This window comes from Actinocorallia populi (assembly GCF_002995495.1).
Lineage (GTDB): Bacteria > Actinomycetota > Actinomycetes > Streptosporangiales > Streptosporangiaceae > Actinocorallia > Actinocorallia populi.
In genome coordinates, this window is the sequence record NZ_PVZV01000017.1 from 1 (window position 1) to 26,877 (window position 26,877).

Annotated in this window: 26 protein-coding genes; 15 read left to right on the forward strand and 11 right to left on the reverse strand. The window is 71.4% G+C overall.

Translation table 11 applies throughout. The features are described from left to right. Positions 1–627 precede the first annotated feature (627 nt). Together C2865_RS39135 and C2865_RS38795 are read left to right on the forward strand one after the other, a co-directional pair. Positions 628–966 (forward strand): hypothetical protein, encoded by a 339-nt coding sequence (locus tag C2865_RS39135; protein ID WP_232836059.1) that lies wholly within the window; start codon positions 628–630, stop codon positions 964–966. 3 nt (positions 967–969) lie between these two features. Then, the gene (locus tag C2865_RS38795; protein ID WP_106403787.1) at positions 970–1,683 is read left to right on the forward strand and encodes a TY-Chap domain-containing protein; all 714 of its coding nucleotides are present in this window, start codon (positions 970–972) and stop codon (positions 1,681–1,683) included. Positions 1,684–1,687: 4 nt separating this feature from the next. Here C2865_RS38795 and C2865_RS38800 read toward each other — a convergent pair whose 3' ends face one another. Next, a complete protein-coding gene (locus tag C2865_RS38800) occupies positions 1,688–4,066 on the reverse strand; it encodes a HEAT repeat domain-containing protein (protein ID WP_157964110.1) in 2,379 nt (792 codons plus the stop codon). Between the two features lie 318 nt (positions 4,067–4,384). After that, entirely contained in the window at positions 4,385–5,080 is a 696-nt protein-coding gene (locus C2865_RS38805; RefSeq protein ID WP_198653906.1) for a hypothetical protein, read from the reverse strand. 367 nt (positions 5,081–5,447) lie between these two features. Between C2865_RS38805 and C2865_RS38810 the strand changes: the two genes are divergently transcribed. Beyond that, positions 5,448–6,305, forward strand: coding sequence for a glycosyltransferase family 2 protein (locus C2865_RS38810; RefSeq protein WP_198653907.1), 858 nt, complete (start codon positions 5,448–5,450; stop codon positions 6,303–6,305). A 147-nt stretch (positions 6,306–6,452) separates the two neighbouring features. Here C2865_RS38810 and C2865_RS38815 read toward each other — a convergent pair whose 3' ends face one another. Continuing rightward, positions 6,453–6,872, reverse strand: a complete 420-nt coding sequence (locus C2865_RS38815) for an NUDIX domain-containing protein (RefSeq protein ID WP_106403809.1) — start codon at positions 6,870–6,872, stop codon at positions 6,453–6,455. Positions 6,873–7,165: 293 nt separating this feature from the next. Here C2865_RS38815 and C2865_RS38820 point away from each other — a divergent pair, with 293 nt between their 5' ends. Further along, the gene (locus C2865_RS38820) at positions 7,166–7,711 is read left to right on the forward strand and encodes a 2'-5' RNA ligase family protein (RefSeq protein ID WP_106403789.1); all 546 of its coding nucleotides are present in this window, start codon (positions 7,166–7,168) and stop codon (positions 7,709–7,711) included. Positions 7,712–7,979: 268 nt separating this feature from the next. Here C2865_RS38820 and C2865_RS38825 read toward each other — a convergent pair whose 3' ends face one another. The 3 genes from C2865_RS38825 to C2865_RS38835 all read right to left on the reverse strand — a co-directional run bounded on the left by C2865_RS38825 (position 7,980) and on the right by C2865_RS38835 (position 12,240). After that, positions 7,980–8,417: a zinc-binding dehydrogenase gene (locus tag C2865_RS38825; RefSeq protein WP_332873413.1), complete on the reverse strand. Its 438-nt coding sequence runs from the start codon at positions 8,415–8,417 to the stop codon at positions 7,980–7,982. 20 nt (positions 8,418–8,437) lie between these two features. Beyond that, positions 8,438–11,218, reverse strand: a complete 2,781-nt coding sequence (locus C2865_RS38830) for an ATP-binding protein (RefSeq protein ID WP_106403790.1) — start codon at positions 11,216–11,218, stop codon at positions 8,438–8,440. 128 nt (positions 11,219–11,346) lie between these two features. Next, on the reverse strand, positions 11,347–12,240 hold the full coding sequence (locus C2865_RS38835; protein WP_157964111.1) for a LysR family transcriptional regulator: 894 nt from the start codon (positions 12,238–12,240) through the stop codon (positions 11,347–11,349). A gap of 82 nt (positions 12,241–12,322) precedes the next feature. Here C2865_RS38835 and C2865_RS38840 point away from each other — a divergent pair, with 82 nt between their 5' ends. The 4 genes from C2865_RS38840 (at position 12,323) to C2865_RS38855 (ending at position 16,823) form a co-directional block, all read left to right on the forward strand. Further along, on the forward strand, positions 12,323–13,573 hold the full coding sequence (locus C2865_RS38840) for an MFS transporter (protein ID WP_157964112.1): 1,251 nt from the start codon (positions 12,323–12,325) through the stop codon (positions 13,571–13,573). A gap of 97 nt (positions 13,574–13,670) precedes the next feature. Continuing rightward, positions 13,671–14,633, forward strand: coding sequence for an MBL fold metallo-hydrolase (locus C2865_RS38845; protein ID WP_198653908.1), 963 nt, complete (start codon positions 13,671–13,673; stop codon positions 14,631–14,633). 52 nt (positions 14,634–14,685) lie between these two features. Then, a complete protein-coding gene (locus C2865_RS38850) occupies positions 14,686–15,189 on the forward strand; it encodes an SRPBCC family protein (protein ID WP_106403793.1) in 504 nt (167 codons plus the stop codon). Between the two features lie 86 nt (positions 15,190–15,275). Beyond that, a complete protein-coding gene (locus C2865_RS38855) occupies positions 15,276–16,823 on the forward strand; it encodes a carboxylesterase/lipase family protein (RefSeq protein ID WP_106403794.1) in 1,548 nt (515 codons plus the stop codon). On the opposite strand, the gene C2865_RS38860 is transcribed toward C2865_RS38855, so the two are convergent. Further along, positions 16,804–17,364, reverse strand: a complete 561-nt coding sequence (locus tag C2865_RS38860; RefSeq protein WP_106403795.1) for a TetR/AcrR family transcriptional regulator — start codon at positions 17,362–17,364, stop codon at positions 16,804–16,806. The genes C2865_RS38855 and C2865_RS38860 overlap by 20 nt on opposite strands. Positions 17,365–17,451: 87 nt before the next feature. Between C2865_RS38860 and C2865_RS38865 the strand changes: the two genes are divergently transcribed. Beyond that, positions 17,452–18,375 carry an SDR family NAD(P)-dependent oxidoreductase gene (locus C2865_RS38865; RefSeq protein WP_106403796.1) on the forward strand — a complete coding sequence of 308 codons (924 nt, stop codon included), beginning with the start codon at positions 17,452–17,454 and terminating at the stop codon, positions 18,373–18,375. Between the two features lie 93 nt (positions 18,376–18,468). Here the strand turns inward: C2865_RS38865 and C2865_RS38870 are convergent, their stop codons facing one another. After that, positions 18,469–19,455 (reverse strand): NAD-dependent epimerase/dehydratase family protein, encoded by a 987-nt coding sequence (locus C2865_RS38870; RefSeq protein WP_157964113.1) that lies wholly within the window; start codon positions 19,453–19,455, stop codon positions 18,469–18,471. Between the two features lie 98 nt (positions 19,456–19,553). Between C2865_RS38870 and C2865_RS38875 the strand changes: the two genes are divergently transcribed. From C2865_RS38875 to C2865_RS38885, 3 genes are read left to right on the forward strand one after another with little or no spacing between them, the layout of a single operon-like run. Beyond that, positions 19,554–20,147, forward strand: coding sequence for a nuclear transport factor 2 family protein (locus C2865_RS38875; protein ID WP_106403798.1), 594 nt, complete (start codon positions 19,554–19,556; stop codon positions 20,145–20,147). Then, the gene (locus C2865_RS38880; protein ID WP_106403799.1) at positions 20,140–21,585 is read left to right on the forward strand and encodes a cytochrome P450; all 1,446 of its coding nucleotides are present in this window, start codon (positions 20,140–20,142) and stop codon (positions 21,583–21,585) included. The genes C2865_RS38875 and C2865_RS38880 overlap by 8 nt, the downstream gene beginning before the upstream one ends. Next, a complete protein-coding gene (locus C2865_RS38885; protein WP_106403800.1) occupies positions 21,585–21,794 on the forward strand; it encodes a ferredoxin in 210 nt (69 codons plus the stop codon). The genes C2865_RS38880 and C2865_RS38885 overlap by 1 nt, the downstream gene beginning before the upstream one ends. A 54-nt stretch (positions 21,795–21,848) precedes the next feature. Here C2865_RS38885 and C2865_RS38890 read toward each other — a convergent pair whose 3' ends face one another. The 3 genes from C2865_RS38890 to C2865_RS38900 form a co-directional block, all read right to left on the reverse strand. Then, positions 21,849–22,469, reverse strand: coding sequence for a TetR/AcrR family transcriptional regulator (locus tag C2865_RS38890; protein WP_198653909.1), 621 nt, complete (start codon positions 22,467–22,469; stop codon positions 21,849–21,851). Between the two features lie 113 nt (positions 22,470–22,582). Beyond that, positions 22,583–23,863: a hypothetical protein gene (locus C2865_RS38895; protein ID WP_198653910.1), complete on the reverse strand. Its 1,281-nt coding sequence runs from the start codon at positions 23,861–23,863 to the stop codon at positions 22,583–22,585. A gap of 612 nt (positions 23,864–24,475) precedes the next feature. Continuing rightward, entirely contained in the window at positions 24,476–24,877 is a 402-nt protein-coding gene (locus tag C2865_RS38900) for a VOC family protein (protein ID WP_106403803.1), read from the reverse strand. A gap of 379 nt (positions 24,878–25,256) precedes the next feature. Here C2865_RS38900 and C2865_RS38905 point away from each other — a divergent pair, with 379 nt between their 5' ends. The 3 genes from C2865_RS38905 to C2865_RS38915 are packed head-to-tail and all read left to right on the forward strand — an operon-like array spanning position 25,257 to position 26,590. After that, entirely contained in the window at positions 25,257–25,727 is a 471-nt protein-coding gene (locus C2865_RS38905; RefSeq protein WP_232836058.1) for an MmcQ/YjbR family DNA-binding protein, read from the forward strand. A gap of 7 nt (positions 25,728–25,734) precedes the next feature. Beyond that, positions 25,735–26,115, forward strand: a complete 381-nt coding sequence (locus tag C2865_RS38910; RefSeq protein WP_106403805.1) for an MmcQ/YjbR family DNA-binding protein — start codon at positions 25,735–25,737, stop codon at positions 26,113–26,115. 58 nt (positions 26,116–26,173) lie between these two features. After that, positions 26,174–26,590, forward strand: coding sequence for a PPOX class F420-dependent oxidoreductase (locus C2865_RS38915; protein ID WP_332873412.1), 417 nt, complete (start codon positions 26,174–26,176; stop codon positions 26,588–26,590). Positions 26,591–26,877 lie beyond the last annotated feature (287 nt).

A 26,877-nucleotide genomic window follows, 5' to 3' on the forward strand; every position in this document is an offset into this window, starting at 1 on the left:
AGCTTCTGGCCGAAGGCGTTGATGGTGTGCGGCTTGCCGTCTTTGAAAGTCTCGGCCAGTCCCAGGCAGTGCCAGCCCCGGGCGAACCGCTTGGGAATTGCCTCCGCCTCAATGGCGCGAATCGCATCGGTCTCGGCTGCGACCATGGTGATCATCCCTTTCGCCGGCGAAATAGATGCACGATGCCCGGCCCAGGCTACGTCGTGGACCGCGGGCCCGTCGGCCCGGTCCCGATGGCCGGGACGCCCTCCGCAGTCGTTCAGCCGCAATCGAGTACGCACTCGCGTCGAGCTTCGGGTCGCAATTGGCGTGGTCAGCCCGCCGCCGAACCTTGTCCGGATGATTCCGGAGCTGCTCCGACGTCATCCACGGGAGCTCATTCCGCTCGCTTTCTGGGACATCGCCTCGGACCTCCGCCCTCCATGCATCGACAGTCTCCTCCACTTGGCAGTCTCAGATATATCGACCCAAAGCGCGTCCCGTGAGTCTTTTCCATCGTGCTGCCGTTGACATGTCGCGTCCAACGCCGAACTACGTCGCCGGACTCATCCGCCGCTACCGCAAGAAGATCGGTTCGCCTGGCGGCTGCTCGCTCCCGGCCGCCAGGCCCTGCTCGTCCTGGTCCATCTGCGCAAAGGCGAGACCTGCCTCGAGGTCAGCGCCGGTTTCGGGGTGTCACCGGCCACCGCCTGCTGCCGTTGCAGTATCAACGCGCTCGCAGGTCGGCCCGCTGGTCGGACAGGGTGCCACGCAACAGGAGCTCGTACCGCCGTTTGCGGATGCGTAGTAGGGCTTGCCGGTGCCGGGGCCAGGGCGCCGAGCGGATGCTGGACCCGTCGTTGCGGTGGTGAATCGCCCGCACCCTGGCCGGATGTCTGGCCGACCACGCAGACCGCCCCTCCGGTTTTCCCGCCTCCGCCGCGGCGTCGTCGTTCGATCGGGCGGGGCGGTGTCTCTACGATCTAGGGCATGGGCGAAACCTTGACGAATGACCAGAAGTCCGAAGACGCGGAGTGGGACGTGTTCACCGCTCATCTGGCCGCCTTCCTGAGCGGGCTGCCGGCGGGGGCGAAGCTGGTCCTCCGTGCGGGGGACCACGGTTTCGCGCAGTTCGCCGCCGAGGTGAGCAGGCTCGACGCCGAGGTGGCCAGCAACGCCTTCCTCAAGGAGCCGTGGCGGATGTCCGCGGACGACGAGCGGTGGCTGGCGGCGGACGGGTGGGAGCTGGACGAGGAGCCGCTCGAGAACTGGCGGCGGTCGGTGGACCGCACTCCGGAGGGGTACTCGCTGGCGGCGGAGAAGGTCGTCGGGGCGTTGCGGACGGCCTTGCGGGTTCCGGGGCCGGGCTCGATCGCTCCCGACGGATGGGTGGACCATCGCGGCGTCGGCAACGTGCAACTGGACCTGACCGGGCTCGGACTCGGGATGGGCCAGGTCCCCGAGTCGAACGCCAGGGCCGCGATGCACGCGTACATGGTGCAGCACGGGCTGCCGCGCACATCCGGCGAGTTCCAGGGCGTCCGCGCCGAGTGGGGCTGGGCGTTCACGCGCGAGCGGGACGCGGAGGAGTTCTGCGTCTCCCACGACCACTGCGTCGAACGCCGGCCGGAGCACGTCCCCTCCGGCGAGTTCCGGGAGGGGTTCGAGCGCCGTTACCGGGAACGCAACGGTCTCTCCCGGTAGGCGTTCACTGGGGCCGGGCGACGTCGAGCACGGCTTGGACGGCGGCTCGCAGGACGTCGTCGGCCTCGACGGAACGCCAGTGGCGGCGGACGGGGACGCGCCAGTGGCGGTGGGTGAGGGGGCGTTCGTCGGCGTCGGCCAGAGCCCTGAGACCGGGGAGGGCGGGGGCGACCGCGACGGGATCGGCGGCGGCGGCCTCGGCGAGGAGGGCCAGCGTTTCCAGGCGGGTGAAGAACAGGGCCAGCCGGTCGGCGGGCTCCCCCAGACTGGCCGCCAGGAATGTCAGGGCGGGGGCGACCTCGTCCGGACGGCCGCCGGCACGCCACAGCACGCGGGCGATGACCAGGGTGCGTTCGTGGCCCAGACGCGCCGGGTCGCGCAACGCGTCCCGCAGGCGGTCCGACGCCTGGGCGGCGACGGACGGGTCGGCCGCGGCCATTTCGGCGAGCGTCATCAGGGCCGTGGCGTTCTCGGCGGCCGCGGGTCCGCGGCGTGAGTAGGGGGCGCTCAGGTCCAGGAGGGCGGGGACGGCCTCGCCGGGATCGCCGGTGACCCGCCACAGCGTCCGCAGCAGGAACGGGACTCGGGCGGGGGCGGCGGACGGCAGTTCCCGTCGCAGCCGGTCCGCCTCTCCGGCGGCCGCGGGCCCCAGGGCGGCGCAGACCTCGTCCCGCTGCCCGGCGAAGAGCCGTCCGGACCGCAGGATGGCGAGGGCGGGGCCGGGGTCGCCGGTCAGGTGCCAGTAGGCAATGGGATCGAGGCGGACGCGACTGGAGGAGTCGCGGGGGCCGCGCAACCGCCGCATGCCTTCGTCTTCAGCGGAACCGAGGAGGGCGCGCAACCGCCGCTCACGACCGGCGGCGACGGGCCCCGGGTCGATGGCGGCGAGGGCGTGCGCCGCCCACACCGCATTCCCGGTGTCGAGGAGGCCGACCAGGGCGGGCACCACGGGAGCGCCGTCCCGGTGCCATCGGACCAGGACGCGGGGGTAGTGGATCCGATCGTGCCGAGCCGCCATCTTGACCATCAGCGCGGGCAGCAGCACGTCGTGGTGCGCGGCGAAGGGGGCGAGCATCTCGCAGAAGTTCGGTTCGAGATCGCGCCAGCGGCCCTGGTTCGACTCCGGCCGCCAGTCCCGGAATCCGTCCCTCTTCTCCCGGACCGGGGTGGCCATGCGTTCGGCGAGCACGGGCACGCCCCGGTCGTCCCCCATCCTGCACAGCGCCCACAGCGCCTGAGTCCGCACGCGCGGGTCCGGTTCGCCGTCCGGCGTGAGGTGCGCGGCGGCGGCGTCGGCCCAGGGGCGGGAGGCGGTGCCGCACATCGCGAGTGCCCGCAGGGCGAGGGCGCGGTTGTCCGGCAGCGGGTCTCCGGCGAGCGCGGCGACGGCGGGCAGCAGTGCGGGCACGGCCGCGCGCCGGTCGGCCATCAGCATGACGGCCGCCTGGATGCCGCCGGTCCGCCGCCGCGGTTCGCCGTGGCGCAGCAAGGCGCGCGCGAGGGCGAGGCGGCCGGGGAGGTCGCCGCCCAGCAGCGCGTCGGCCGCGCAGACCTCCGAGGCGTCCAGGTCGAAGAGGCCGCCGTCCCGGATGGAGAACGGCCGTCCAGGGCTCAGCAGCGCCCCCGTCACGGCGCGGGCGTAAGCGGGATCGTCGTGGCCGGGAAGCACATGGCGCAGTGCCCGGACGGCGGCGAGCCTGACGTCCGGGCGTGCCTCATCGGCCCGGGTCAGCCGTGCGCGCAACCAGGCCACGGCGTCCGCGGGCCGACCCGTGCGGTCGGCCAGCCGTCCGACGGAGTCGACCAGCCGTTCCGCCACGGCGGTGACCTTCTCGGCCTCGAAGCGCCTCTGGAGCAGCGCCGTGACCTCGTCGGCCCGGCCGGTCGCCTGGGCGAGCGCCGTCGCCGCGCTCCGCCGCACCTCCCAGGAAGGGTCGTCCAGCAGCGCCACCAGGCCGGTCACCGCGCCACCCCAGACCTGGGACCAGTCCCCCGTCATCCGTCGCGTCCGGGCCTGCTCGGCGGGAGCCGGACGCGGCCCGGCCCGCAGGTACGCCATCGCGGGCGGCCTCACGACCCGGCCCTCCGCCTCGACCCCGGCGGCCGTCGCGGCGATCTCCCCGACGCACTCGACGAGCCGCGCCCGAACGCTCACCGCGGGATCGGCCGCCGCCTCGACCAGCACCGGCAGCAGCTCGGCGGCAGCCGGGTACAGGTACTCCCCCAAAGCACAGACCTGCCGCAGCGTCCGCAGCGCAGCCTCAGCCGCCTCCGGCCGCCACAGATCCAGCACCAGCTCGGGCCCGTGCCTCCGAGCGGTGCCGGGACTGATCACCACCGACCAGTCCACGTTTTCGAGCCTCGCCGCCATCCCCCCACCCACGCCCGCTCCTCCCGTTCGCAACGCCTCATCCTCGCCGAGCCCGCCGCATCCGGGTCGACGACCGCCGCGGCCATGCGAAGACCGACAAGGATCTCGACGATCCGATGCCACGCTCGCAGGTCGGCTGCATGGCGGAGACCTCTACCGAGCAGCGCATTCCGCACGCACGCCGTGCGGATTCGCCTCCTGGGCGTCCGCCGGCGTCGTATTCCTCGGGAGCATCGACGAGGACGGCGATGACCGGTAACGACCGAGCGGCCACGGCGTGGGAGGCCCGCGTCCGGCAGGTGGCGGATGCGGACGGGCGCCTGTGGCGGGTCACAGCTGTTGCCCTGGCCGTCTGCTCCCGGGTTGCACGATGTCCGGGCCACCGGTGTGCGGCGTCGGCACGTAACCGCCGTGTGGTTCGGGCAGCGCCGCCACGCACGCTGCGGAGCACGCGTTGACCAGGAGCGGCAGCACGTCGGTGCCTATCCGGTGTGAGATCCACACCTGGCGCAGTTCGTGGTCGATGGGCCTGTCGCAGACGCTGCAGTTTCGTATCGTGTCGGCGCCCCACACTCCCGGGTCGAGCGCGCCCAGGTCGGTCTCCCGGACGTCGGCCACCGGCCGCAGCGCCGGAAACGGCGGTCGGAACTTGAAATTGCCGTACAGCGCGCGTGTGCTCACCGTGCTGTCCGCCAGCCTGGCGCAGCGGGTCAGCTCGTAGGGGTACCAGTGCAACCGGTACGAGGTGTACGGCTCGAAGACCTCCAGGCTCGTCATGCCCGCGATCTCGGGCGGAAGCCGCACCAGGTTCGTGCCGTAGAGCACCAGGTGTTCGACGGCGGTCAGCTTCGCGATCGTGGGCGGCAACGTCACGATCTGCCGTCGCTCCGAACCGCTCAATTCCGCGAACGGCTTGAACACCGTCCGCCCGTCCTCCGCCGCCTCCTCGATCAGCGCCAGCAGATGCCGCCAACCCGCCGCTTCGGTGTCCTGCCGGTCCCCGTGGAAGGAAACGCCCGTCGGCAACGTCTTGATCGAACGGTCAACGCACCGACACCGATCCCGGTCGGGACCGGCCGACGAGGGCCCGACGGCATCCGCGAACCGGTGAGGAAACACGCGTGGTTTATTTTCTTCGGTCCCCATTTGCCGAGCGTATCGGCCCTCACCACACGCACATCGGCACATGAGTGCCCGGTCCGCCGGACCTGGGCCGTGGTCCGGTCTCTGCCTTGTCGCCTTCCAGGTACCAGGGCACGCAGCAACGGCAGAATGCACACGACCGCGTGCCCCCGCACGCGGAGTTACTGCTGATATACCGGACGCCAGCACGCCCGCCGCAGCTCCTCACCGGTCGCGATGCTGATCCTCCACTCAGGGAAAGGAAGAGCGAGTGAAACTGGGCGTGGCGATCGTGACGATGGGCGACCGGCCCGCTGAGCTGGACCATCTGTTGGAATCGGTCGAGCGGCAGAGCGTGGCGGCGGCACAGGTCGTCGTGGTCGGCAACGGCTGCGAGCTGGAGGGCCTGCCGGAATGGGTGACGCCCGTGGAGCTGGCGGAGAACCTGGGGGTGACCGGGGGCCGCAACGCCGCGTTGGAGCGGCTCACCGACGTCGACTTGGTCTTGGACCTCGACGACGACGGGCTGCTGGTCGATGACGGCGTCTTCGCACGGATCATCGAGCTTTACCGCGACGAGCCGCGGTTGGGAATCGTAGGATTCCGGATCGCGGACGAGACCGGCTTCACCGCGCGTCGGCATGTACCGCGCCTGCGCTCGGGGGATCCGATGCGGGGCGGTCCTGTGACCACGTTCCTGGGTGGTGCGCACGTCCTGTCGGCCAAGATGCTCACCGAGGTGGGCTTCTGGCCGCAGGACTTCTTCTTCGCCCATGAGGAGACCGACATGGCGTGGCGTGCCCTGGATCACGGGTGGGAGATCCGCTACGAACCGGACCTGCTGCTCCAACATCCCCGCACCTCTCCGGCCCGCCACGAGGTGTTCTGGCGGATGACCGCCCGCAACCGCGTCTACCTGGCCCGTCGCCATCTGCCCGCCCTGCTGGTTCCCCTCTACCTGGGGGCGTGGATCGTACTGACGGTGGCCCGCACCCGTGATCGGACCGGTCTGAGGGCATGGTTCGCCGGATTCGCCGAGGGGTGGCGCACTCCGTGCGGGAACAGGCGGCCGATGAGCTGGCGCACGGTGTGGACCATGACTTGTCTCGGCCGCCCACCGGTGATCTGATCTCACCGGCAGGGCTGGGGGTGAGGACCCGGGGCCAGGCCCAGCGGATTCTGCAGGGTATGCGGCCGATCGCGATCGGGGTGAGTTTCGTCGCGTTCATCGTTGATGTCCTGGAAAGGTACGCGTCGGTGGGCTCAGTACCGCCTACTACCAGGACGTCGTCTCCCGGTCTTTCTGAACTGCTCTCTGAGCCCAGTCGCTCATCCGCAGCCGGGGCACCACCGATGAGGCGAACCAGTGAAGCATGACCCCCTCCGTGAGCGGCAGCGCGGCCGCGTCCCCGCTCCACAGGCCCCGGAAGACCTTGATCCTGCCCTTGGTGCCACCGTCGGGCCCGGTACAACGCTCAACGGTGAACAGCTCGAGTCCGGAGATGCTCAACCCGGCCTCTTCGGCCAGCTCGCGGCGGATCGCCTGCTCGGCCGACTCCCCGCCTTGGCGGTTCCCGCCGATCAGCGACCACGTCCCAGGATCGCAGATACCCGGAATGTCGTCCCGCAGGTGCAGCAGGTACTCACCGTCATCGTTCTTGATCAGCGCCGCCGTGCCACGGATTCCTTCGTTCATACCCTCCAGCATGACCATCGGACGTCGGCGACGGACCGTACGCGACCGCCACTCTTCGGGACACCGCCTCCTACGGTGCCGTCAGCGGTCTGCCTCTCACGATCCGCCAAGATGAGCCGGACGCGTTCCAGTCCGCTGTCGAGGCAACCAGCCGCGCCTGGTAGTCCAGGCGGTCGCAGAGGCGCACGCCAGGGGGTCTTGCACCGCTTCTTGGTAGAGCTCATGTCCTGAGCTTGACCGATGGCGCTGTTGTAGGCGGTCTTGTCCTGGATCCCGGCGTAGAGTGCACCGACGTGGCAGACGAGCCGACCCCTTACCGGACCGGGACGACCGCGTTGATCGTGGCCGTCCCCGAGGCCGAACCCGTTGTGGCCCGCTGGCGTCACCGCTACGACCACGCGGCCGCCGCCGGCGCCCGCGCTCACGTCACCGTGCTCTTCCCCTTCCTCGATGCGAACCGGATCGACGCCACGGTGGTGAGCGAGCTGGCGCAGATGTTCGCCCGCCATCAGAAGTTCACCGCCCGGTTCCGCCGAACCGCACGCCGGCCTTCGATCCTGTATCTACCGGCGGAGCCCGCCGACCGGTTCAGCCGCCTGACCAAGGACGTCGTCGCACGCTGGCCGGACTGCCCTCCCTATGGGGGCAAGTACCCGGGCACGGTCCCCCACCTGACCGTGGCGATCCGCCGACCCGACCTCATCCTCGACCAGGTCGACAGAGGCCTCACAGACCATCTGCCGCTCACAGCCGCCATCACGTCCGTCGATCTGGTCGCCTTCGAAGGCCGCTCATGGCACCGTCACCACTCCTTCGAGCTCGGACGTAGGGCTTGGTGAAAGGACGGTTCCAGCCCCGGCCTTTACGATGTAGATTTCTAGGCGAGGCTGATCATCGGAATCCGTCCAGAAACGAGGCGTCTCCCCGCGCAGGTCAAGCTCGTGGACGAACCGCCACGCGACCTGGCCTGGCCGGCGGCGGCCTCCTGGCTGCCGCCGCCATCAGACGGGGTCGCCTGTCCGACCTCGTGCGCCGACCGAGAACGTCGGGTGTGCCCCGGGCCGATGCGCTCTGGGCGGCTCAACGGGCCATGAGCTCGTGTGCTTGCTACGAGCGCTGCATGTCGATCACGTACTTCCCGCGAACACCGCCTGCTTCGAGCCTGCGGTGGGCCTCCGCGACCTCGGCCATCGGGAAGATCGTGTCGATCACGGGACGGACGTGCCCCGCCTCGGCGGACGCGGTGAGTTCGGCGATGCGGTCGGCTGACGGGTCGTTGCTGAAGAGCTTGATCTTCCTGGGCCGGAGGGCGGCCCGCAGTCCGGTGCCGAGCATGGACCCGATGAGGCGGTCCGGGTCGAACGCGAGCGCGACCATGCGTCCCCGCCGGGTGAGCCGCGCCTGGTAGGCGCCGAGATCGGTACCGACCAGGTCGATGACGACGTCGAAGCGGCCGAGGTCTTCCGGCCGGGTCGTGCGGTAGTCCAGGACCGCGTCGGCACCGAGTTCTTTGATCCAGTCGAGGTTGCGCGCACCGGCGAACAGGTGGCGGGGGCGGGGCCGCCTTACGCGGTGGCGTCGGCGGTCTCGACGACGTCTCTCAGCTGGGAGCGGACGGTGATGCCGAGTTTGGGGAAGGCGCGGTAGAGGTGCGAGCTCACGGTTCGGGGAGAGAGGTAGAGCTTTTCGGCTATCTCACGGTTGGTCAGGCCCAGGGCGGCGAGCCGGACGATCTGCTGCTGCTGGGGCGTGAGCAGGGTGAAGGCGTCCGGTTCCGTGTTGAGGCCCTGGGCGCCGGCGGCCCGGAGCTCGGCCTGGGCCCGTGCGGTCCAGGGGCGCGCGCCCAGGCTTCGGAAGGCGGCCTCCGCCTCGGTCAGTGAGGAGCGCGCCTCGACGATGCGCCTCCGGCGGCGCAGCCACTCCCCGTACGCGAGAAGCGTCTGGGCGCGCTCCAGGGGACGGAGCGAGAGGGCCGGTGCGGCCAGCGCCGAGGCGAAGTGGCGTTCCGCCTCGGCGGGATCGGCGAGCATCGCCCGGCTCAGGTGGACGAGGGCCGCCCTGCGGGGCGAGAGACGGCCCGCGCCTGGAAGGGAGCGCTCGGCCTCGTCCACGACCCGCGCGGCCTCCTCGCGTCGGCCGCAGCGCGCCGCGGCCGACGCGAGGGCGGGCAGCGCCGGGTAGGACAGGTGGTAGTGCACGGGATGGCCCTGGCCGTCGAAGAGCGCGCGAAGGTGCAGGAACGCCGTCTCGTGGTCGCCCTCCACCGTGGCGGCGGTTCCCAGCGCCCGGTGCGCAAGGACCAGGACCGAACGGCTCTCCGACGGATCGACCAGCGACAGGGCATGCCGGGCCTGCTCGCGCGCTCCGGCCGTGTCTCCCCGCAAGGCGCGCAGCAGGGCGTCGGAGGCCGCAGCGCAGGCGGCGGCGTGGTCGAGACCCGCGGAGGCCGCGACGGCCGCGAGTTCGGCGTTCGCCGTCTGGGCCTGGGCCCATCTGCCGTGCTCCAGGTAGGCCAGGGTCGCGACACCGCTCAGGCCGTCGGGCAGCGGCCCCTGGGACGACCATGAGGCGAAGGCCGCGTCGAAGGCGCGCACCGCCAGGTCCGTCTCGTCGAGCAGCCAGGCGGCGACGGCCAGGAGCGTCAGGGTCTCCGGCCGCTCCCCCGCCGCCGCGACCAGGCCGGGCAGCCTCCGGGGCAGATCCAGGCCCGCCGCCTCAGGGCGCGCGACGACCGCGGCCCACTCGGCCAGGAGGGCCCCCTCGTCACCGGGCCGGGCCGCGGACCGCGGAGCGGGCAGCAGACGTTCGATCTCGCGCAGCTGGGCCGGGTCGCCGGAGTAGAAGCGGACCACGGCGGCCGCGGCCACGGCCTCCAGGGCGGAGGCGGGGTCGGCGTCGGCCAGGGCCGCGGCGGGACGCATCAGCTGTCCGAACGCGGCGCTGTGCGAAGTGGTCAGCGCCATGAGGCGTCCCACCTGGAGGGCCGCGAGCGCGGCGGCCACCGGGTCGTCCGTGCCCGCGCGGGTACGGGCCGCCAGTCGTTCGACGACGTGGAGCCGGCCGGTCAGGACCGCGGTGCTCGTGGCCGCGGCGAGCAGCCGGGTGCTCTCGCCCCGGTCGGGGTGCAGGTCGGCGGCGCGTTCCAGCAGCCGGGCGGCGGCCGCGTACCCGCTGCGGCGGCGCGCCCGGTCCGCACTCGCCTCCAGGTCGGCGGACACGCGCGCGCTCAGGCCGGACGTGGCGGCGGCGAGGTGCCAGGCGCGCCGGTCGGGGTCCTGCTCGCGAAACAGCTCGGCCAGCTCGAGGTGGGCCGCCCGGCTCTCGTCGGCCGGGGCCGCCTGGCGGACCGCGACACGGGACAGGGCGTGGCTGCTGCGCAGCCGTCCCCCGGTCCGGCTGACGAGTCCTGCCCGCTCGGCGGGCGCCCACACCGGATCGCCGGTGTCGGGGAGCCAGGACAGCACCGCGTGCGGAGGGTCCTCGGTGTCCGCCGTGGCCAGGCGCACCACCGCGCGCCGGGTCTCGTCCGGCAGCTCCGCCAGCCGTCTCGCGTAGATGCGCTCCAGCCGCTCGGTCACCGGGAGGGGGCCGTCGGTGCCGCGGACCAGGTGGGCGCGTTCGACGGCGGCTCTCGCGAGTTCCACCAGGGCCAGGGGGTTGCCCTCCGCCTGGTCGAGGATCCGCTCGCGGATCGCGGTGTCGGGCACCCGCGCCCGCCGGTCGAGCAGCAGGTGCGCGGTGTCCCGGTCGAGCGGGCCCAGGTCGAGGGTCCGCTGCCGCGGCGCGGGATCCAGCGGTGGAGCGCCGTGGGCGACCAGCAGGAGCGTGACCGGCTCGTCGGCCAGTCTGCGGACCGCGAAGGAGAGCGCGTCCAGCGAGGCGCGGTCGGTCCAGTGGGCGTCGTCCACGACCAGCAGCAGGGGCCGGTCCGCGGCGAGGTCCGACAGCAGGGTGAGGACGCCCGTCCCGATGAGCATCGGATCGGGCGCCTCGCTCAGCTCGCCGAGTCCGAAAGCGGTGTGCAGAGCGCTCCGCTGCCTGGGCGGCAGCGCCTCGATGTCCCGGCGGACCGGCCGCAGGAGCTGGTGCAGGCCCGAGAACGCCAGGTCGGCCTCCGATCGGCTGCCGCAGGCCCGCAGCACCCGGCCTCCGGCCGCGCCGAAGCGGTCCGCGGCGTGCTCCGCCAGCGTGCTCTTGCCCGCTCCGGGGGCTCCCGTCAGCGTGAGCACTTCTCCGGTGGGCTTCGCCGCGTCGACGGCTTCGAGGAGTTCGTCCAGTTCCGCCCGCCTGATCAGGCCGTCGTCGACGGTCCCCGTCGCGTGCTCGTCCACAAGATCCCCCGACACCGCGGGATGATCCCGACCCCCGTGGCCTAGACGTTCACCCCCCGCAAATCGACGTTACCAGGGCATTTGCGGCAGAGGCCGTTGTCGGTCGAGGTGCAGTCATGTGACGGATGGGGGCGGGACCGCCGTCACCGGTTCTCCGCGACATGGCCGACGACCGCTCGACGCACCGCGTCCGCGGCGGCGGACAGGGGCCGCCCGGCCGCCCGCGCCAGCTGGACCGGCCACCTGACGTCGGCGTCCGGCACCTCCCGAACGCGGATGCCCGCGGCGTCGCCCACCGTGGACCTCGGCACGAAGGCGATGCCCAGGTCGGCGCGGACGAGTTCGAGCGCCATCTCGAATCCGACGACCTCCGTCAGCACCCTCCGATCCAGCCCCCTCCCCGCGTAGAGCGCGTCGATCGCCTCCCTGTTGCCCCATCCTTCGGGAAAGTCGATGAAGTCCCCGGCCACCGTGTCGGCCAGTTCCACGGGGTCGCGGGCGGCGAGCGGATGCGTCGCGGCGTGGATCAGTACGAAGCGCTCCGCGTACAGTCCGGTCAGCCGGATTCCGGGCACCGCAGGCCGGGCGCTGGACACGAGGGCCAGGTCGAGGGTGCCGCCGCGCACCTCGTCGAGGCTGCCGGCGGTACCGCGGACGGTCTGCCGGAGTTTGACCACGACGCCGGGGTGATCACGTCGCAGCTCGGTCAGGACCGCCGGCAGGTCGATGGGCCCGGGGTGGACCAGGGTGCCCAGGGTCACCTCCCCCCTGACCTCGCCGCGCACCGCGTCCACGGCATCCTTGGCCGCCCGCACCTCCTCCAGCAGGGCATGGGCGTGCGGCAGGAGCGCCCTGCCCGCGGGCGTGAGGCGGATCGCCCGACCGGTCCGCTCGAAGAGCGCGCTCCCGAGCTCGCTCTCCAGGCGGCTCACGGCCGCCGACACCGCCGACTGCACGACGTTGGCCCGCTGCGCCCCCTTGGTGAAGCTGAGCGTCTCGGCCACCGCGACGAAGTACTCCATCTGCGCCAATTGCACTCACCAATTATCACCGATCCAGATGCGTTTCATCTCAAATCATCGTTGGACGAGATGGACGGCGGGCGGGGACGCTGGGCCCATGGCGCTCCAGACACCTCCCGCAGAGAACCCGGCGACGTTCCGGGCGGCCCGCCCCGCACGGAGGCGGTCCGGCACCGCCGGCTTCTGGCTCGTCGGCGCCGTGTTCGCCCTGGCCACGGCCACGGCCGCCGCGCCCGCCCCGCTCTACATGCTCTACCAGCAGCGGGACGGATTCTCGTCGTTCACCCTGACCCTGATCTTCGCCGCCTACGCCCTCGGCGTCGCCGTCAGCCTGCTCACCGTCGGCCACCTGTCGGACGGCGCGGGACGCCGGCGCGTCCTCACGGCGGCGGTCCTCGTCGACGTGCTCGCATTGCTGGTCTTCGTGACCTGGTCCGCCGTTCCGGCGCTCCTGCTGGCCCGCTTCGTGTCCGGCCTGGGCGTCGGCATGCTCACCGCGACGGCCACCGCGTACCTCACCGAACTGCACGCGGCGGCCCGTCCGCCGGTCGGTTCCAGGAGGGCGGAGGCGGTCGCCACCGCCGCCAACCTGGGCGGACTCGGCCTCGGACCGCTGGTGACCGGGCTGCTCGCCGAGTACGCCCCCGCCCCTTTGCGGACCCCGTACGTCGTGTTCCTGTTCCTCCTGGTCACCGGCGCCCTGGCCGTCGCGGCGGTTCCGGAGACCGTCGCACCGGACCCCGCGTGGCGGTACCGCCCCCTGCGGGTGGCGGTGCCGGTGGAAGCGCGGACCCGCTACGCGGCGGCCGCCATGCTCGCCTTCAGCGCGTCCGCCGTGTTCGGGCTCTTCACCTCGCTGACGCCCTCCTTCCTGTCCACCCGGCTCGGCCTCCCTTCCCCGGCCGTCTCCGGAGCGGTGACCTTCCTGGTCCTGGCCTGCGCCGCCGGGTTCCAGCTCCTCGTCATGCGCCGGACGCCCTCCCGGCAGGCGGTCCTGGGCATCGTCCTCCTCGGCTCCGGGCTGGCGCTCGTGACCGCAGGCCTCACCGCGGCGTCCCTGACCGCCCTGCTGGCCGGAGGAGCGCTGGCCGGGGCGGGGGCGGGCGCCGCCTACGCGGCGGCCGTCGGATCCGTCATCGCGATGTCCCGCCCGGACGCCCGCGGCGAGGCGCTGGCCGGGCTCTTCCTCGGCGGCTTCGCCGGGATGTCCGTCCCCGTCCTGGGCCTGGGGCTGCTGCTCCTCGTCACCACCACCGCCGTCGCGGTGGTCGCGTTCAGCGCCCTCCTCGCCTGCCTGCTGCTCCTGACCCTGCTGATCATGCTCCGGACCGGCGGCCGGCACCGCTGACCGCGCTCGCGCGGCCAGGTGCAGTCACGTGTCCGATACCGCGGAGACCGGCCCGAATCCAAGCTGGAAACCATCCGAACCCCTTTGAAGGAGCACCATGTCCTCCCTTTCCTCCACTGAGACCGGGCACCGGCCCGGTGACGCCGGAACGCCGACTGTCAGCACGATCGAACTCGGCGACGTGCAGATCCACCGCGTCATGGAGTACTCCGACACGACGCCGATGACCACCGACGTCTTCTTCCCCGGCAGCAGGCCCGAAGAGTGGCGGCGCCACACCGAACTGCTGGCGCCCCACCACTGGGAGCCGGAGAGCGACCTCACCCGCGCCGCCACCCAGTCCTGGGTGCTGCGCAGCGAAGGCAAGATCATCCTCATCGACACGGGCGCGGGCAACGGGAAGTACCGCCCGCTGCAGCCGATCTGGTCCTACCTGGACACCGACTACCTGGCGAACCTCGCCGCCGTCGGCGTGCGCCCCGAGGACGTCGACATCGTCGTCAACACCCATCTCCACGACGACCACGTCGGCTGGAACACCCGGCTGGAAGGCAGGGACTGGGTGCCCACCTTCCCCAACGCCACCTACCTCATGCCGCAGCGCGACTTCGAGTACTGGAAGCCCGAGAACCTCCACAACACGGTGTTCGGGCGCGGCAACCAGAACGTCTACGAGGACAGCGTCGACCCGGTCGTCGAGGCCGGCCTGGTGCAGCTCTGGGACGAGTCGTACACCATCGACGCCAACCTCCGCCTGGAACTGGCTCCCGGCCACACTCCCGGCGCGTCGATCATCCACCTGGAGTCCGCGGGCGACCGCGCCGTCTTCGCCGGCGACCTGCTGCACGGCGCGATCCAGGTGCACGAACCGCACATCAACAGCTGCTTCGAGGAGGACGAGGACGGCGCCCGCGCCAGCCGCGCGCGGATGTTCGCCCACGCCGCCGACACCAACGCCCTCGTGCTGCCCGCCCACCTGCCCGGCCACGGCGCCTTCGAGCTGCGCCGGCGCGGATCCGGCTTCGAGATCACCGACTGGGCTCCGTTCTCCCGGACCTGACCCCTCGTCCGGCCGCGGTCCCGATCACGCCATCCACCCGCAAGGAGAGACCATGTCCACCACATCACCCGAGACCACGACCCTCGACGTCTCCGGCTACACCATCACCCGCCGGGCCTGGGTCGCGACCGATCCGGCACACGCCTACGCGCTGCTGAGCGACGTCTCACGCATCGGGCTCTGGAGTCCCAACGCCGTCCACGCCCAGTACGACGAAAACTCCGGACCCCGGGCGGGCGCCTGGTTCCGCGGCCGCAACCGGCGAGACGGCGCGGAGTGGGAAAGCCGCTCGCAGGTCCAGAAGGCCGAGCCCGGAGCCGAGTTCACCTACACGGTCCTCGGCTCGCAGCCCGTACCGATCGTCCGCTGGCGCTGGACCCTCACGCCCCACGGATCGGGCACCGTGCTGTCCCAGGCCTGGCGGCTGCTGGCTGCCGACCCCGTCCTCGGCACCACCTACGCCGATCTCGACGCGCTGCGGGACGCCACCGCCGAGAGCATGGAGACCACCCTCATCGCACTGGCCGCCTGGATCGCCGACGACCCCGGCGCCTGAGCGCACCGCCCCGAGGCCTCGGCCGGTGCGTCCGGCGCACCGGCCGGCCCGGCGTCCTCCACCGCACGACTCGCCAGGAGAGCCCGTTGACCCACCACGACTTCGTCGTACGGACCGCGCAGGGCGCGGTCCGCGGCAGACGACTCGACGACCACGCCGTGTTCCTCGCCATCCCCTACGCCGCCCCGCCCATCGGCGCGGGCAGGTTCGCGGCCCCGCAGCCGCACGACCCCTGGGAAGGGGTCAGGGACGCCACCCGGCCGGGTCCGACCGCGCCGCAGGGGCCGCGCCGTCTCGGCGCGCTGGAGATGCACCCCTACTTCGGGCCCGGATGGGTGCGCGGGGCCGACTACCTCACCGTCAACGTCTGGACGCCCACGACCGCCCCTCCCGGCGCGCCGGTCATGGTGTTCGTGCACGGCGGGGGGTTCGTGGCCGGAGCCAACCGGTCGCCGCTGTACGACGGTGCGCGCTTTGCCCGTGACGGCGTGGTGCTGGTGACAGTGAACTACCGGCTCGGCATCCCGGGATTCCTCGACCTTCCCGGAGCCCCCGCCAACCGCGGTCTGCTGGACGTCATCGAGGCCCTGCGCTGGGTGCGGCGGAACATCGGGGCCTTCGGCGGGGATCCCGGGAACGTCACCCTCTTCGGACAGTCGGCCGGCGCCACCCTCACCGGCGCGGTCCTGGCCGACGAGACCGCTGAAGGGCTCCTGCGCCGGGCGATCGTGCAGAGCGGCAGCGGGAGAGGCGCCTTCACCCCTGAGCAGGCCGGACGGGTCGCCGAAGCGGCGGCGGCCGCGCTGGGCGTCGCGCCGCGGGCCGCGGACTTCGCCGAGGTGGGCGACGAACGGCTCGTCGAGATCATGCCCGCGCTGTCGGGCGTGGACCTGCGGACGGCGACCGACGGCGATCCGCTCCTCGGGCTGAGCCCGTTCGGTGTCGTCCTCGACCGGCAGCCCGCCGACACCGTCGCCGCCGGCCAGGGCGCCGCCGTCGACCTGCTGATCGGCACGAACACCGAGGAGGCGAACCTCTACCTGGCCCCGTTCGGTGCCCTCGCCACGGCGACGGCGCACGACGTGGAAGCCACCGCCGCCCTCTTCCGCTCCGACCCGGCCGAGTACGCCGCGGCCCTCCGCCGCAGCCGTCCCGCGGCCACAGACGGCGAGCTGCGCTCGGCCCTCATGTCCGAGGCTCTGTTCGCCGCCGGCAGCCGCGACCTCGCCGACGCCCACGCGGCGCTCCCGGGCTCCCGCACCTTCCGCTACGAGTTCGCCTGGCGCTCACCCGCCCTGGGCGGTGAACTGGGCTCCGCGCACACCGTGGAACTGCCCTTCGTGTTCGACACGACCGACCTGCCGGGCCTGCGCGGCCCCACCGCCCTCCTCGGCCCCGAAGCGCCGCCGGAAGGGCTCGCCGCACGAACGCACGCGGCCTGGATCGCCTTCGCAACGACGGGCGACCCCGGCTGGACGCCCTACGAGGCCCCGCACGGAGCCGTCATGCGCATCGCGGAGGATTGGACGGTCGTCCCCGACGCCGACCTACCCACACCGTCCCCATTGTCCGATCCGCATCGGACATCCGGAACCACGGACGCGTGGTCTCGTCTCATGCGCGGATGCCGTTGAGGAGGACTCTCAGGTAGTCGTCGACTCTGCTTTGCGGGTCCTGGCCGAGGCGCAGGGCGAAGACCGTGCCGCAGACGAGGTTGTGCAGGTCGGCGTCGGTGAGGCCGGCTCGCACCGCTCCGGTGCGCCTGGCCCGCTCGATGGCGGCCCGGGCCACCTGGCCGAACTCCTCGCGGTGTTCGGTGGTGCGCGGGTCGGCGTCCTCTTCCGGCCCCGTCGATATGACCTCGAAGAACGCAGGGTCGTTCAACTGCCGGGTCAGCAGCGCGCGCAGGAGGTGCTCCACGCCGCTGCCGACGTCATGGTGCCGGCCTGCGGCGCGCGCGTCGTGGAGCAGCGCCGTGAACGCGGGGTCGGCGAGTGCCTCCAGGAGCGCCCGGCGGGTCGGGAAATGGCGGTAGGCGGTGCCCACGCCCACTCCTGCCCGGCGGGCGATGTCGTTGAGCTGCAACGAGAGGTCGCCTGCGTCCACCGCGAGCCGTGCGGTCTCCAGCAGTCGCTCCCGGTTGCGGGCCGCGTCCGCGCGCAAGGGAGGGGTCATGGGGCCAGCCTACCGAACCGGATTGACTATCCGTTTTGAATGCCGTCTAATCGGATTAGTTATCCACTTAGCTACCCCGGAGGCATCATGACCCGCGCAGCGGACTGGACCGTCGCCCGCCTCGGCGACCAGAGCGGCCGCACCTTCGTCGTGACGGGAGCCAGCAGCGGCCTCGGCGTGGCCGTCACCCGCCATCTCGCCGCACACGGAGCCCGAGTGATCATGGCGGTGCGCGACACCCGCAAGGGCGAGCACGTGCGCGACCACCTGCTCGCCGCCAATCCCGGAGCCGACCTCGACGTCCGCCGGGTGGACCTGCTCGACCTCGACACCGTGCGCCGGTTCGCCGAGGGGCTGCACTCGGACGCGGTCGCCGTCGACGGGCTCATCAACAACGGCGGCATCGCCACCGTGCCGCGGCGGCTCAGCCCGCAGGGCGTGGAAAGCCAGCTGGCGACCAACCATCTGGGCCACTTCGCCCTCACCGGCAGGCTCTTGGACCTCCTGACCGCGGGAAGCGACCCGGTCGTGGTGACGGTGGCCTCCAGCCTCTACCGGATGGGCCGCCTCGACCCCGACGACCTCGCCGCCGAACACCGCTACTCACCCGGCGGTGCCTACGCCGCCTCCAAACTCGCCAACGTGCTGTTCGCCCTGGAACTCGACCGCAGGCTGCGCGCCACCGCCTCGCCCGTACGCAGCCTGCTCGCCCACCCCGGCATGGCCAAGACCGACCTCAACCGGCAGGCGCCGCCCTCGGCCCGTGCGGTCAGCTCCCTGATGGGCCTGCTGTACCGCCGCCCCGTCGACGAGGCGGCGGCGCCGATCCTCTACGCGGCCACCGAGACGGCCGCACCCGCCGGCCTTCACATCGGCCCGGGCCGCCCGCTCCGCAAGGCCAGGCCCACCTTCGAGACGATCACCGGATCCGCCACCGACCCCGACCTCGCCGCACGCCTGTGGTCACGCTCGGTACGTCTCACCGGCGTCGACATCCCGCCGACAAAGTAGCGTCGCCGTTGCGGGAATGATGCTCCTGTCGCTGGTGAAGAGCACGGTGCCATGGCGCATGGATCCGACCTCAGAACCGTTCTCAAACGGATGTCAGGAAAGGTGGCCTCCGTCGGCCAGCCAGCGCACCGCGTCGCGGAAGGTCTCGACGGTCGGCCGGTAGGTCATGTCCAGCTCCTGCAGCGTCCGGCTGTCGTCGCCGGGGCGGCCGGAGGCCATGATGACCGCGGCCTCCTCCGACAGCGGCGGGACTTCCTTGCCGGAGGCGCGCAGCTCGTCGAACTTGCGGCCCAGCTCGGCCATCTCGGCGGGGTCCGCCTCGCGATAGGGCACCGGACGGCCGGCGGCCTCGGCGAGCAGCTCGGACCACTGCCGCCACGTCGTGTAACGACCGCTGGCCAGATAGCGGCGCGGACCGAGTCCGGACCGCATCACGCGCGTGATGATGGCGGCCAGGTCCCGTACGTCCAGCACGCCGATCCCGCTGGCGGGCGCGTACATCCCGGCGGCCAGCGCGGCGCGCAGAGCCGCGTGGCTTCCGTCCAGGTGAGGGCTGTGGGGTCCGTAGACACCGCCCACCACCAGGGTGGTGATGGGCGCGCCCTGGTCTTGCAGGTCGCGTACGAAGTCCTCGACGCTGCGTTTCTGCGCTCCGTAGGTCGACAGGGGCTCGGCCAGCGGAGTGCCGATCGTGATCACCGGGTCCGGGGACGGCAGGTGCACCGTGATCGTCGAGGTGTAGACGATCGGGTCGAGCCCCAGGGCGAACGCGCCGCCCAGCACGGTGCGCGCGCCGTCGAGGTTCGCCGTGCCCGCTGCCCCCCGGCTGCCGCCGCCCACCCCGATCTCCGCCGCGCAGTGCACGACCGCCGAGCAGCCCTCCAGCGCCCGGCCGACCGCCTGCGGATCGGTCATGTCGCCGGCGACGACGTCCGTGACCGCGACGCCCAGCGCTCCGAGCACCGGTGCGACCCGTTCGGGACGGCGGGCCAGCAGCCGGATGTCGTGCCCGGCCTGCTGCAGCTCGCGTACCGCATGTGATCCGACGAATCCCGTACCGCCGGTGACCAGTACCTTCACGACCGCTCCTCGGTTCCGCTCCAGAGAGCCTGGACAACAGAAATGTTATTTCACTATCTTCAGGGCGAAGCAAGTGCTTGGTTGGAGAAGGAGGAGAAGTGACGGACAGGGAAGAACTCGATGCCTTCGTCCAGCGCTGGCTGGACGCCAACGCGGAATGCGAGCGGCGGCGGGACTGGCGTCCGCTGGCGGATTTCTTCACGCCGGACGCGACCTACGGGTGGAACTGCGGACCCAACGACGAGTTCATGGCGGTCGGACGCGAGGAGATCCGCGAACTGGCCTTCGGGTCGGAGATGGCGGGCCTCGACGGCTGGACCTATCCCTACCAGTCCATTCTCGTCGATGAGCGCGCGGGAATGGTGCTCGGCCTGTGGCGGCAGGTGGCCGACGCGCGCCGCCCGGACGGCACCCGGTACGAGATCGCGGGGCTGGGCGCGAGCTGGTTCGGCTACGAGAACGGCGCCTGGACGTGGCAGCGCGACTTCTTCGACCACGCCAACGCCGGTGCGTTGTTCATGGAGATGGCCAAGAACGGGCACCTCTCCTCCGGCATGACCGAGCGGCTGCGGCAGGCCGCTTCTCGCAAGCGCGCCCCCGGCCACTACCGGCGCACCGAGGTCCCCGCACCAGTATGGCCGGTGAAACCGCATTACACGGCAGACGAAACGGAGACGGAGCGTCATGCGTGACACCGGCCGGACCGAGGCCGGGACGCAGCCCGCGTCCCCGGCGGTCACCGCTGCCTCTCCTCCCCCGAGGGTGTCCGGCGGGGCGGAGCCCTACGGGCATCTGGAAGAGCTGCGCACCGATCCGATCGGCCTGATGCGGCGGGTACGGGAGGAGTGCGGCGACGTCGGGGCGTTCCGGCTCGGTGAGCGCGACGTGGTGCTCGTGTCCGGGCCCGAGGCCAACGAATGGTTCTTCCGCATGCCCGACGCGACCCTCGACCAGGGCGCGGCGTACCCGTTCATGACCCCGATCTTCGGCCGCGGAGTGGTCTTCGACGCGCCCCCCGAGCGGCGCCAGGAGATGCTGCGCAACTCCTCGCTGCGGGGGCAGCAGATGAAGGGGCACGCCGAGACGATCGCCGCGGAGGTCGAGCGGATGGTCGCCCGCTGGGACACTCCCGGCTTCACGGACGAGGGCACCGAGATCGACCTGCTCGACTGGTTCGCCGAACTCACGATCTACACCTCCTCGGCGTGCCTGATCGGCCGTCCGTTCCGCGAGCGGCTCGACGGCCGGTTCGCCGACCTCTTCGCCGACCTCGAACGCGGCACGGACGCCTTGTCCTTCATCGACCCCTACGCGCCCATCGAGACCTTCCGCCGCCGGGACGAGGCCCGTGAGCAGATGCGGGAGCTCATCTCGCAGATCATGGCCGACCGCGCCGCCGCGCCGCCGGCCAGGGCGGACCGCGACCTGCTCGACGTCCTCATGACGCTGAAGCACGAGGACGGGCGGCCGCGGTTCACCGCGGACGAGATCACCGGCATGTTCATCTCCATGATGTTCGCCGGCCACCACACCTCCTCGGGGACCGCCGCGTGGACCCTCATCGAGCTGCTGCGCCACCCCGAGGAGATGGCCGCGGTGGTCGGCGAGCTCGACGAGCTGTTCGCCGACGGCGGTGAGGTCGGCTTCAAGGCCCTGCGGGCGATCCCCCGGCTGGAATCGGTGATCAAGGAGGCGCTGCGGCTGCACCCGCCGCTGATCATCCTGATGCGGGCGGCCACCGAGGACCTCGAGATCAACGGCCACCGCGTCAAGGCCGGGGACCTCGTCGCGGCGACCCCGGCGGTCAGCAACCGGCTGGAGGTCTTCACCGACCCGGACGCCTTCGACCCCGCCCGCTACCGTGACCCCCGGCGCGAGGACGACGACAATCCCTGGGCCTGGATCCCCTTCGGCGCGGGCCGCCACCGGTGTGTGGGCGCCGCGTTCGCCATGATGCAGCTCAAAGCCATCTTCTGCGTGTTGCTGCAGCGCTACTCCTTCACCGCCGCCCAGCCTCTGGACAGCTACCGGAACGACCACTCCAAGATCGTCGTCCAGCTCGAGCGGCCCTGCAGCGTCCACGTGCGGCCGCGCCAGGCGTCACCGGCCGGTGCGGAGGTCCGCCGCTGATGGGATGGCGCATCACGATCGACCGGGATCTGTGCCAGGGCCACGGCATGTGCGAGGTGGAGGCGCCCGAGACCTTCACTCTGTCGAAGGACGGCACGCTCGCCATCCACGACGAGCACCCGTCCGGCGAGGCGCTCGAACCGGTGCGGGAGGCCGTGCGCTACTGCCCCGTCCGGGCCTTGTCGCTCACGGAGACCTCCGGCGGCTGAACCGTCCGGACGGTTCGGGAGACGAGCGACCCGCCTCGCTCCTGGTGCTGCACGTCAATGGCCGTGCAGCACCAGGCGGGTGACCGCTTCGAGCTTGCGCATCGCCTGCGGCATGGTCATGCGCCCGGTCGTCCAGTAGATGAGGCAGCTGTGCAGCGTCGCGCTGATCGCCAGATGCGCCGTGCGGGCCTTCTCCTCGGGGACTCCGTCCATGAGCGCCAGCATGACGCGCTCGTTCTCCTCGCCGACCTCCGCCAGCGTCTCGCTCACATAAGGGTCCGCGCACGCCTCGAGATGCACGACGAGGCGTGCGAAGTTCGGATTGCGCTGAAAGGCGCGCATCTCGCGGTGGACGAAGGCGACCACCCGTTCGCAGACACCCTTCTCGCCCGGTGAGCGCTCCCGTGCGGCCTTCTGCAGATCGGCGAGGACCTTCTCGCTGAGCCGCTGGTGCCAGGCCACCCAGGCCGCCGCCAGCAGCTGCTCCTTGGAGGTGAAGTAGCGGTACACGGTGCCCAGGGAGATCCGGGTGCGTTCGGAGACGTCCTTCATCTGAAGGCTCTCCGGCCCGATCTCCGAGACCATCTCGATCACCGCCGTGGTGAGCCTGTCGCGACGAGCACGCTGGCTCTCGGTCATCGTGCTGATCGGCAGTCGAAAGAAATCGTCGCTCACAAGGACGAATTTTACGGTAACGCGATTTCGACACGGGCCGGACGGGGAGTTCCGGGCCGTCCTCCGGCGGACCCGGTCCTCCCCGCGGTACCGCCCGCGCCGGGGGCCGTCGATCAGGGCCGGTGGCCACCGGCCGCTGCGGAGGGGCGACGGACCGGTCGGCGGCGCCGGAACAGGAAGCGCGCGCCGGTGCTGAGCCTGGCCAGGGCGAGTTCAGCGGGGTCGGGCGCGGCAGGGGAAGCCGGATCGACCAGGATGTCGAAGGCGATGTGCTCTCCCGCGCCGGCCTGGGATCGGGCGACCTGCGCCCGCGGGTCGGCGCCCCTGACCAGAGCGGCGAAGGCGTCCGTACCGCCGTCCCCGTCCCGCCACCCGGCGAACCAGGTGCGGTCCGCGGGTTCACGGACGGCCGGGCAGTCCAGCAGCGCGAACCTCACGCGTTCCTCATCCAGCAGGTCGACGGAGATGTCCACGTAGCCGGCCGGCGCGAAGACCGGATGGATCCGCAGCAGCTTGGCGATTCCGGCCGCCCCCGCGCCCGTACGCAAAGCCGATGCCAGCCGCTGGGAGGTCAACGCCCCCAAGCCGATCAGCACCCGCGACGCGGCCGTGCGGGCAGCGGCGATGCCGAAGCGCTGCTCCATGCTCAGCATGAATCCGTGTACCAGCAGATGGCTCGCCATCGCGATCTCCGCCAATGCGGTCTGCAACCCCGCATGCGACAGGTCTTCCAGTTCGAAGCCGGCGTCGAATGCTCCGCTGTAGTCGTCCCATCCGCCCGGCTCGGCCCGCGGATCGCTCGCCGGAACGGGGAGGCCGACCGTCGCCGCGAGCGACGCCGCCACGACGGCCTCGTTCGGGTGGGGCTGCGAGTCGGTCTTCCCATCGACGGTCACCGCCCACTCGCAGTGCGGGGACCGGTCTGCGGGAACCCGCGGCGGCCGGTGGACGGGCAGGACCTGCGAGCGGGGGTTGGTCACCCTGCCGGTCGCGGGAAACGTCGGGTCCTCAATGGCATGGCACATGGTGCGCACCATCTCGTCACCCAGCGGCTCCACATCCAGCAGCGCCCCGCACGACGCCAGCCGGAACGTGCCGTGCTCCGGATCGGCGAGCTCGTAGCGAACGTCCAGGAACTGGTGCGGGAACCCGATGTCGAACTGCAGGCCCTTGAAGATGGCGGTGACATCGTCTCCGGTGATGCCCATCGCCCGGCGAAGGCGGCGCGTGTAGACCGGGCTGGCGGCCGTCCACTCCTCGATGGACACCTCCTCCATCATCTCCGGACCACCCAGCTCGATCGCGAGCGGGATCCCGACCCTGTCCTGCAGATGCCCGTGCAGCATCCACTCGCGGCCCAGCACCGCCAACGCCGCACGATCCAGGTCCCCCAACGCCGGACCGGACTCAAAGGCTCCCGACAGATCGCCTCGCAGAGTCCTCGCGCCCCCGCCGGAATCGGTTTCGGTGCCTTCAACGGATTTCGTCATCAAAGCTCCTGATCTCGTACCCGGGCGGGAGCCGAAGCGCCATGCCGGCCACGGACCGGCCATGATCCGCCCGCTCACGCACATCACCATGCCACCCCAGGGGGTGAAATATGATTTCGAAATCCTACTTTCGCCAATGCCAAGCGGTCTACAGACGATGGACAAGAGGCAGGCCTTCAGCTGATCGCACCCGGCTCCACCGCCTGCCGGCCGGCTTGGGGGGAAACCGAGACGCCGAGCTGACCGGGCCGCTGGCCGCTTCTGGCCCTACTGACCGGCACGGCCCGTTTCTGCCGTGTTCCGTGACAGCCCAGGAGGATTCGTGCTCACCGGGCCCTTCCCGTACACGTGCTTTGACAACGACCGGATATCTGCTCGGCGGGGCGACCGTAGCCGACTGCGTGGCGGCGACGGCGTTCTTGAACCCGGCGTCCACCCGGGCGGTCCTCACCGACGGGTCGTCGATGGCGACTCGGTCCGGCGGTTCGATCCCGCGCGCGCGTACGAGGCGGCCGGTCAGGCCTTCAGCTGGGCCGCGACGATCACGTTGCCGTACAGGTCGGCGAAGTGCAGGGAGGCGCTGTCGGCGTCCTGCGTCTCCGCCCACGTCCGGACCCCGTGGTCGGTCAGACGGGAGCGGACGGCGGCGAGGTCGTCGGTGTAGAGGACCAGGAGGGGCTGTCCGCCCGTCTGGCGGCCGACGAGCTCGCCTTCCCGCTCGGAGGTGGCGGCCATGAGCCACACGCCCACCCCGTCCTGGCCGGGGAAGCCCAGGTGCAGGTAGCGGTAACCGCCGCGGGTGCTGTCGTGGACGACTTCGAAGCCGAGGACGTCCCGGTAGAACTCCAGTGCCTCGTCGGGCTCGTCGACCAGGACGACCGTCCGGCCGATGCCGGTGAAGACCCTCTCAAGTGACATACCGAAACCGTAGGGCCCGCCACCGACATTCCGGCCGGAGTCGTTCGGTGGTCCACCAGGCCCGGAGCGCTTCACCTCCCGCCCTGGTGGCCACCGGGTCGCGGCCGCGGTGGACTGCCGGGCGGCTGCGGGGCAGTGTGACGGGTCATGCAGATTCCGCGTCACTTCTCGGCCATGGGTCCGGGACACTGGAAACCGCGGCCCCTTCGGGGATAGGGGTGTCAGCCGAGAGGCGAAGCGGTCGGTGGATCCGGCCGCGTGGATGTCTGCGGGTCGTCCGGTCTGAGCACCGGCAGATCCTTTGCGCACGCAGGACCACCGCTTGCCGCGCGGATGCGCCAACAGGCGGGTATGGGGCTGAAGCGGGATGAGATGCCTGTTGAAGCGTTCGGTGATGGAATTGGGCGACGGTGGGCAGAGAGCGTGCCGACGTTGCGCGCTCGTGTTCGCGACCGCAGAGGAGGTTGCCGCGGTGAACGGGAAGGCTCTGCAGGACACGGCGCTGAAGCGGGCTGAGGAGTTGCCGGCGACCACGTTGTCTTCCTTCGAGCGCGGGTGGGAAGCCGCCAGGGTCGTGGACAAATGGTTCATGTTGGTGACCGAGGTGCCCGGCCGACCAGTGGTGATCTTGAAGTCGCGTCCGGACGACGCCCTGGCCCTGTGCGAGGCGTATGCGGACATCACCCCCGGCTATCACATGAACAAGCGGCACTGGATCACGCTCGCCCCGGGCGATTCTCTCGACGAGAAGCTGGTGCAGGAGCTGGTCACCGAGTCCTACCGGCTGGCGGTCGGCAATCTGCCCAAGTCGCGCCGGCCGGTCGACCCGGCGCGGTTCGGCACCGGGTGAGCCGGCCATGGCCATCACCGGCAAACGGCTTCAGCAGCTGGCCCGCAGCACGGCCGACGGGCTTCCCGGCGTCAGCCGTGGACGGCCGTTCACCGACAAGCTGGACGTCTACAAGGTGGCGGGGAAGGTCTTCCTCATCATCACCGACGACCCGCACGAGCAGATCATCACTGTGAAGACCGAGCCCGAGTATGCGCGGTCGCTGCGGCAACGGCACGAATCGATCGCGGCGGGCCGGTACCTGAACAAGAAGCACTGGATCTCCCTGGCCGCGGGCCGGGAGATCACCCCCGCGCTGGTCGAGGACCTGGTCACGCACTCCTACGAGCTGATCGCGGCGTCCGTGCCCGCCCACCGCCGTCCTCGGGTCGAGGTGAGCGGCCGCTGAACCGCTCCGCGGTAACCGCCTCGGGGCGCATGGAGAGAAGAGGAGTCCGATGCACACCATGTCGACACAGGAGTGGCACGACTTCGTCACGCGCGGAGCCCGCACGGGGAAGTTCGCCACGGTCGGGCCCGACGGCACGCCGCACATCGCTCCCGTCTGGTACGTCTTCGACGGCGAAACCTTCGCGTTCACCACCAGCGGCGAATCGGCGAAGATGCGCAACCTGCGGCGTAATCCGCGCGCGGCGCTGTGCGTCGACGACGACGCCCCGCCCTTCGCCTACGTCGAGGTCCGCGGCGAGGTGACCTTGAGCGAGGACCTGCACGAGCTGGTCGATGTCGCCACCCGCGCCGGCGCCCGGTACGCGGGCCCCGACCAGGCCGAGGAGCTCGGCAGGCGCAACGGGGTGCCCGGCGAGGTCGTCGTCCGGCTGCGCCCCGCAAAGGTGATCGCCTACGCCGGGATCACCGAATAGACGACCTCCCGCCCTGCGCGGCCACCCCGACGACTACGACGACCGGGCCGCCCGCACCGGCGCGGCATGGTCCTCCGCCGATCTGCTCCCCCGGTTCCGGGCGATAGCCCGGATGAGACGGTGAAGGCCAACGGGGTCAACTGCCGCCCGCAGGGCACGACTGATCAACCAGCAGCCTCGCGGCCTGACGCCGTTCCTGCTCGGCCACTTAGACTATGTCTTACGTGGCTTTTCGGGTGGTCTGCTGGGATGATGTCGTGCTGTGTTGATGTCGACTTTGGGTCTGC